We start from the raw sequence: 525 nt of genomic DNA on the forward strand, positions 1-525 counted from the left end.
GCCGCCTCGGTGACGGAGACGATCCGGGTCGGATCCGGTGGTGTCATGCTGCCCAACCATGCCCCGCTCATGGTCGCCGAACAGTATGGAACGCTCGCGAACATCCACGGTGAGCGCATTGACTTAGGCCTCGGACGTGCCCCCGGCACGGACGGGATGACCGCGCAGGCGCTCGCCCGGTCCTCGGCCGAACCGCAGGACTTCGCGCAGAACATCTATGACATGCAGGGCTGGTTCTCCGAGACCGGGCAGGCACACACGATGCCGATCAAGTCCGCGGTCTCGGCGGGGATGAACGTGCCCATCTGGGTGCTCGGATCGACGATGAACGGCGCCTCGATCGCCGGTCAGCTGGGCCTGCCGTTCTCCCTGGCCTCGCACTTCGCGCCCGACCAGATCGACATCGCGATCAAGACCTATCGGGATTCGTTCACCACGGACGCCCCGACCGCGCAGATCGAGCAGCCCTATGTCATGGCCGGGATCAACGTCATGGTCGCCGACACCGACGCCGAGGCGGCCCGC

At 66.7% G+C, this 525-nt stretch carries 1 protein-coding gene; it reads left to right on the forward strand.

Features of this window, described 5'->3' with window-relative positions:
• The coding region (locus tag AD89_RS0117785) for an MsnO8 family LLM class oxidoreductase (RefSeq protein ID WP_025781053.1) at window positions 1-525 on the forward strand (525 nt) is incomplete at both ends.

The sequence above is a fragment of the Brevibacterium sp. VCM10 genome (genome assembly GCF_000583215.1).
Classification (GTDB): Bacteria; Actinomycetota; Actinomycetes; order Actinomycetales; family Brevibacteriaceae; genus Brevibacterium; species Brevibacterium linens.